This window comes from Comamonas sp. CMM02 (assembly GCF_014851485.1).
Taxonomy (GTDB): Bacteria; Pseudomonadota; Gammaproteobacteria; order Burkholderiales; family Burkholderiaceae_C; genus Comamonas; species Comamonas avium.
Map to the genome: position 1 here is coordinate 268,690 of NZ_JACUZW010000005.1, position 7,214 is coordinate 275,903.

Sequence of the window (7,214 nt, forward strand, 5' to 3'; positions counted from 1 at the left end):
GTTTATGACGAGCTTGTGACACATAAAAAAATTTACTCCTCCTCAAAAACCACAGTTCAGTGAATTCAAAAAAATGTCACAAACCAGTCATGACGGCCATCTAGAATCGCAGCCCTGTTTCACACTCGGTCATGCCCCACATTTGTGCGCTCAACGCCGCCATGGCTGATAAGCTGCCCACTTTGCGCCGCCAGCTGACACATTTCAAATGAACAATGCGATTGCACTTGCTGCCGTAGATCTCGGCTCCAACAGTTTCCGCCTTGAAATTGGTAGTTATGAACACCACCAGATTCACCGCATCGAGTACCTCAAAGAAACCGTGCGCCAAGGCAATGGTTTGGACAGCAACCGCAACCTCACCCAGGAATCCATGGAACGTGGCTGGGCCTGTCTGGCCCGCTTTGGTGAACGCCTGCGCGGTTTTGATCCGCAGCATGTGCGTGCAGTGGCCACACAAACCTTGCGCGAGGCCCATAACCGTGACGAATTTATTGATCGTGCCAATGAATTGCTCGGTTTTCCCATTGAAGTGATAACGGGCGAAGAAGAAGCCGCCCTGATTTACCGCGGCGTCATCAGCCAGTTGCCTGCATCGGACGAAAACCGTCTGGTAATTGATATTGGCGGGCGCTCCACCGAATTTGTATTGGGCCAGGCCAGCGTGGTGCAGTCACTGGCCTCTTACCGCATTGGCAGCGTGGCGTGGACGCTGCGCTACTTCCCCCAAGGCCACCTGACGCCCGAGGCCTTCGAGACTGCTGAGATTGCCGCACGTGCCGTGCTCGATGAGGCGCTGGACACCTTTACACCCGGCAGCTGGGACATTGCCTACGCCTCCGCAGGCACCGCCAACGCAGTGGGAGACACGCTGTCTGCCAATGGGTTTGACCCCGGCGTCATTACCCGCGCCAGCCTCGATTGGCTGCAGCAGCAACTGCTGCGCGCCCAGCACATTGACCGCATCAAGCTGGAAGGCCTGAAAGAAGACCGTCGCCCCGTCGTGGCCGGTGGCCTGAGCGTGCTGCGGGCCGTGTTTGACTTGCTGGGTCTGGAGCGCATGGTCGTGGCCCAGGGCGCACTGCGCATGGGCGTGCTGTACGGGCTGGTCAACGATGAACCCAGCGGAGACATCCACACCGCCAGCGTTCTGGGCCTGATGCAACGCTTTGGGGTGCATAGCATGCATGCCCGCCATGTGGCCGAAACCGCTCAGCAACTGTGGATGCAGCTGCACCCGCAAGAAACCTTCCCCCCCGCCAACCTGGCTTGGGCTGGCTTGCTCCATGAAGTGGGCTGGCGCATCTCGCGCAGCAATTACCACCGCCACAGCGCCTACATTCTGGAAAACAGCAACGCCCCGGGCTTTGCCCCCGCAGAGCTGGCGCAGCTGGGTCAGCTGGTGCTGGGTCATCGCGGCAAGCTCAAAAAAATGGAAGCCTTCATGCACCTGCCAGCCAATGCAGAGCAACTGCTGTGCCTGCGTCTGGCTGTGGTGCTTTGCAACAACCGCCGTGCGCCCGATATGCAAGGCCTGCAGTTACAGCGCAATGGCAAGCAATTGCTGCTGCAAACTGCGCCGGGCTGGGCGCAGCGCTTCCCACTCAGCGCACAGTTGCTGCGCGAAGAGGCAGAAGCCGTAGGAAAAACCGACTGGCAGTTGCTGCTGCAGCTAGCTTAAGAAAAAAGGAGCTTTCAACGCTTTATCTATATAGGTTTCAAAGTCTTTTATATCTGAAACCTTTTATTTATAAGCGTTACAAGCTCTCTTTATTAAAGCAACCACACCCACTTCTTCACAAAAAAAAGGATGCCATATGCATCCTTTTTTTGTGCGCGCACCATGGTCAGCTACGTGCTGTACAGATGCATCAGCGCGTTTTGTATACCATCGCCATCTTGCGGCTGCGCGGGCGGCAGGTAGCTGCCATCGGGCTGCTGTGTCCACGCATCACGGTTGTCATGCAAATATGCCACCAGGCATTCATCGATCACGCGCTGGCGCAGCTTGGGCTCTTGCACAGGCCAGGCCAGCTCGACACGGCGCGTCATGTTGCGGCGCATCCAGTCGGCGCTGGACAGGTAGACATGCTCCTGACTGTCGCCCCACGCAAAGTAAAACACCCGAGAGTGCTCCAGAAAACGGCCAATGATGGAACGCACACGGATGTTGTCCGTCACCCCCGGCACCTGCGGTGGCAACATGCATGCACCGCGCACAATCAGATCAATCTTCACCCCGGCCTGGCCTGCGTCAATCAGCGCATGAATCAGATCTTCATCAGTCATGGCATTGGTTTTCACCACCACGCGGGCATATTCACCCTTCAACGCAGCTTGCTTGCAGGCCTCCAGATGGGTCAGCATGCTGTGCTGCAAGGCAAAAGGAGCCATCACCAGCTTGTCCAGCCTGGGCTTCACATTCGGGCTGGCCAGGTGGCGGAACACCGCATCCATATCGGCCGTCAGCACCGTATCGCACGTCAGATAGCTCAAATCTGTATACATGCGTGCGGTCTTGGGGTTGTAGTTGCCCGTTGAAAGGTGACCGTAACGGCGCAGCCCCCGGCCTTCACGGCGTGTAATCAGCAGCATTTTGGCGTGGGTCTTCAGGCCCACCACGCCATATACCACCTGGGCACCCACCGCCTCCAGCGCATCGGCCCAGTTGATGTTCGCCTCTTCATCAAAGCGCGCCTTCAACTCCACCACGGCCATCACTTCCTTGCCCATGCGCACCGCCTGGGCCAGCAGTTCAATCAGTTGAGACTTGACACCCGTGCGGTAAATAGTCTGCTTGATGGCCACCACCGCAGGGTCGTATACCGCCTCACGCAGCAATTCCAGCACCGCATCAAACTGCTCAAAGGGCTGGTGAATCAGCACATCTTGCTTGCGCATCTGCGCCATGATCTTGACCGCTGGTTTGAGCTGGCGTGGCCAGTTGCCCTGCCAGGGTGTGAACAGCATGGCGGGCTCATTGACCAGATCAATCAACTCCGACAGGCGCACCAGATTGACCGGCCCCTGCACCCGAAACAGCGCCTGCGACGGCACATCAAACTCTTGCTGCAAGGTGCTGGCGAGAAACTCCGAGCAATTGCTGCCCACTTCAAGGCGTACCGCCTGTCCAAACTGGCGGTACGCCAGTTCTTCGCGCAGTGCCGTGCGCAGGTCATCCACCTCATCTTCTTCCACCAGCAATTCGGTATTGCGTGTGACGCGAAACTGCACCGCCTCCACCACCTCGCGGCCATCAAACAGCTCCGAGATGTGTGCCCGCACCATGCTAGACAGGCTGACAAACAGTCGTTTTTTGCCGCAGATGCTCGCTGGCAGCTGCATCAGGCGTGGCAGCGCACGCGAGAGCTTGACGATCGCCACCTCATTGGCACGGCCAAAAGCATCGCCCCCCTTCAGGCGTACCACCATATTGAGCGACTTGTTAGCCACCTGCGGAAAAGGGTGTGCGGGATCCAATGCCACTGGCACCAGCAAAGGCTTGACAGCCTGCCTAAAGTGCTTGTGCACCCATTTGCGCTGCGCGGCAGTGCGCTCTTTGTGGTTCACGATACGAATGCCCGCCGCATCAAAGGCAGGGATCAATGCATCGTTGTACAGCGCATATTGACGCGCCACCAGATCCTGCGCCTTGTGCAGCAGGGCCAGCCCGTCTTGCGCGTTGTATACGCCTTGTGCCAGGCTATTGACAGCGGTGATGTGCGGCGCAGCGCGTACTTCAAAAAACTCATCCAGGTTGGACGACACAATGCACAGGTAACGCAACCGCTCCAGCAGCGGTACATCTTCACGGCGCGCCCAAGCCATCACGCGCTCGTTGAACGCCAAAATGCAATGGTCGCGCGGCAGCAGCGCCATGGGCGGCTCTAGCGACAGCGGCTGTGCCGTGGCACTGGCCACCTGCGGCACACCGCCTTCAGGCATTGAACCACCCAGTGATTTCGGCAGTGCCATGAATGCAGGAAGCGGCGCAATGAATGGTTCAGTCTTTGAATACATGGAAACTTTTTGGCGATGTCTCACCAGTATCCGCACTGCATGTGACGAAACAGTGACAGCTGTATGACTGTTTCATCTGCGCAAAGTGTGCAGCCAACTGAAAAGACTTTGCTGTGATGGTAATCTGGCGGGCTGCCTACCTCTTTTTGCCCTATGAAAGCTCCCCTGCTTGCCAGCATCGACATCGGATCCAATAGCGTTTTGCTGCTGATCGGCCGCATCGTGGATGGCAAATTGCAGATTGAATTGCAGCGTAAAGAAACCCTGCGTCTGGGCGGTGCCCTGGATGAACATGGCAACCTGCAGGCCCAGGCCATGGAGCGCGGCCTGGAATGCTTGCGGCGCTATGCAGGGCTGATGACTCGCGTGGCCAAAGAACACCGCCGCGCTGTGGCCACCCAAACCCTGCGCGAAGCCCGCAATCGCAACGAGTTCTTATCGCAAGCCCATGCCATCTTGGGATGTGAAGTGGAATTGATTTCAGGCGAACGTGAAGGCGCACTAATCTACCAAGGTGTCACCCGCCTGCTGCCAGCGCTGCCAGAAAACCGGCTAGTCATCGACATCGGGGGCCGCTCTACCGAAATCTGCGTGGGCCACAACCAGACACTGCACATCGCCACATCCTGCCCAATTGGCAGCGTCGCGTGGGCACAGCGTTTCTTTGGGGGTGGCATATTGAGCGCTGAACGTTTTGCTGCTGCCGGCAACGCTGCGCAAGCGGCTTTAAGACAATCTCTCGCACCGCTGGGCAACGCGCCATGGGAGCAAGCATTTGGCTCCTCAGGTACGGCTGGAGCCATCAGCAAGGCTTTGCTGCAAGCGGGTCTACCTGTCGGAGAAATTTCGCGTGCAGGGCTATTTCAACTCAAGGCACAGCTGGTGCAAGCTGGCCATATAGACCGGCTGCCCCTGCACGGTTTGCGTGAAGAACTGCGCCCGGTCATTGGTGGGGGCGTCAGCATCATGTGCGCAGTCTTTGACGTGCTTGGGCTGCAGCACATGCGCATTGCCCAAGGCGCTTTGCGCCATGGGCTGATATTTGAGCTGCACCAGTCACTGACTGGTCACTGAATCACCGCGGCTTTCGTCTCAGCCCACCTGCCAGGTCCAGGATGATTGCGTACGTTCTTGACAAATAAGTAAGGCGCTTTCACGCTCCAGCTCTTGGGCTGGGTCAGCCAGTGCTCACCCCAGCGCCTGGCACAGCGGGTCAATCCCATACTCTCCTGTAGAGCCGCGTCTGCAACTTCCAAACAGCCGGTCCGTAAACGCTGAGCCGTTGCCGCTGCCGGTGACGATGGCCTGTATCTTGAAGACACTGCTTTGCGCACTGCTGCGAGGAAAGACTTGGCAGCGGCTGCAGCCTTGTGCCGTTTGGTGGCAATAAACACCCAGCGGCGGGCAACTCGATGGCGACAAACACATAACAGCATTTGTCCCTGCCCTGCATCTGGTGCAGGTACTTCATATCCACATGCCAACAGATCGGCTCTAAAGGATTTACGCTCGCCCTCAGGTTTATTGAAACGGGCAATCTGCAGTGTTTCCCCCGGCGCAGCAGACGGTCCACCGCAAAGCTAATCATGGCCCCCACCAACGCCAATAAGTCATCTTGCAGCACTGAATGCGCAGATAGGTGACCAACTCCTCCTTCGCCGTTTTGCTCGTACCTTGCAGGCGGTCCATCCCCTATGGCTGGCATCATGAACCGCCGTGCGCTGCCGCCACTCGCGCACCAAGTTCAAACCAAGCCGTATTGCAGTGCCGGTTCCTTGTCCGCAGCATTGACATGCTGCAGGGCCAAACGCGTGACAGGGATCGTCGTAGCGCCATTGTGCTGGGCAATCAACATGACAGCTCCTTCGCAGACGTTTGTCATGTTGTCACAGTTGCCTGCAGCACCTCTCGACTGCGACGCAAGGAACGCTAGTTTTTGAGTATTCAATCATCTGCAACACAACGCCTACCCAGCACTCAGCCCATAAAAAAAACCAAGCCGTTAATGACAGGCCTGGTTTTTCTCGGTGCACGGGGCGTCTCTTCCCCCACCAGCACCTCATGGTTCAGCTTTGCTCTACATCGCGCGCCTGTTCTATCGCTTAGACCGGCTGGAGTGAAGAACAGCTGCTCACGCTGCTTTGAGCGCTTAGCGCAGTTTTTCCAAATCCTGCGCACTCAGCCAACGCCATTCCCCAGGCTTCATATCCTCGGGCAATGCCATGCTGCCAATCTTCCAGCGGTGCAGGCCTTCTACACGGTTACCCACAGCTGCCAGCATGCGTTTGACTTGGTGATACTTACCTTCTGTCAACGTCAGATCCAACACATTTTCAGCAATGATCTCGCACGCTGCTGCCTTTACCGGCTTGGGGTCATCCTCCAACACCACACCGGCCAGCAGCTTATCCACCATCGCTTGTGTCACTGCATGCTTGGCCGTCACACGGTACACCTTGGGCACATGTTTCTTGGGCGAGCTCATGCGGTGAATAAACTGCCCGTCATCGCTGAGCAGCAAAAAACCCGTCGTATCCTGGTCCAGGCGGCCAACCGCCTGCAGCCCCTGCACAGCACCCTTGTTCGGCCGCTGGCGCAACTGCATCGGCAATAAGCTGTAGATGCTGGGGTGGGCCGAAGGTTTTTGTGAACACTCTGTACCTGCCGGCTTGTACAGCAGCGCATAGCCCTTTTCGTGGTACTCCCAATCCACGCCTTGCACGCGAAAGCGCAGTCCTTGTGGATCGTATTCAGCCGTGGAATCGGTCACCTGTACAGGCTCCGGCGCACCCTCTTCATACACCTGCACCCAGCCTTGTTGAATCAAGCCTGAACACACACGGCGAATACCAAAACCTTGCGAGTAAAGAATGTCCTGCAACTGCATCTCATCACCTCTGCCGCAGCCAGCGGTCTCAAAAACAGAGCGCCTTGCGCTCATCTATCAAAGATTTACTGGTAATTTGATATTTAAATCTAGGCAATACAAGCGCTAGCAGCTATCTATTTAAATTCAAATCCCCAAAAACAAAACCCCCTGCCTCTTTCAAGGTCAGGGGGTGTTGCAGCTGTAAGAGCCTAGCGATGACCTACTTTCACACGGGAACCCGCACTATCATCGGCGCAAAGTCGTTTCACTGTCCTGTTCGGGATGGGAAGGAGTGGAGCCAACTTGCTATGGTCACTAGGCATAA

General features: G+C 56.9%; 4 protein-coding genes and 1 rRNA gene. 2 read left to right on the forward strand and 3 right to left on the reverse strand.

The genetic code is table 11. From position 1 onward, the window contains the following. Positions 1 to 208 precede the first annotated feature (208 nt). Complete coding sequence (locus tag IB213_RS16560) at positions 209 to 1,681, forward strand: Ppx/GppA phosphatase family protein (protein ID WP_192407901.1); 1,473 nt, start codon at positions 209 to 211, stop codon at positions 1,679 to 1,681. A gap of 170 nt (positions 1,682 to 1,851) precedes the next feature. Here the strand turns inward: IB213_RS16560 and ppk1 are convergent, their stop codons facing one another. Further along, positions 1,852 to 3,975, reverse strand: coding sequence for a polyphosphate kinase 1 (gene ppk1, locus IB213_RS16565; protein WP_370551226.1), 2,124 nt, complete (start codon positions 3,973 to 3,975; stop codon positions 1,852 to 1,854). Positions 3,976 to 4,173: 198 nt separating this feature from the next. On the opposite strand from ppk1, the gene IB213_RS16570 reads away from it, so the two are divergent. Next, entirely contained in the window at positions 4,174 to 5,094 is a 921-nt protein-coding gene (locus tag IB213_RS16570) for a Ppx/GppA family phosphatase (protein WP_192407903.1), read from the forward strand. 1,075 nt (positions 5,095 to 6,169) lie between these two features. Here the strand turns inward: IB213_RS16570 and IB213_RS16575 are convergent. After that, the gene (locus IB213_RS16575) at positions 6,170 to 6,907 is read right to left on the reverse strand and encodes a 16S rRNA pseudouridine(516) synthase (RefSeq protein ID WP_192407905.1); all 738 of its coding nucleotides are present in this window, start codon (positions 6,905 to 6,907) and stop codon (positions 6,170 to 6,172) included. Between the two features lie 189 nt (positions 6,908 to 7,096). Then, positions 7,097 to 7,209: ribosomal RNA gene (gene rrf / locus IB213_RS16580) — 5S ribosomal RNA — on the reverse strand. Positions 7,210 to 7,214 lie beyond the last annotated feature (5 nt).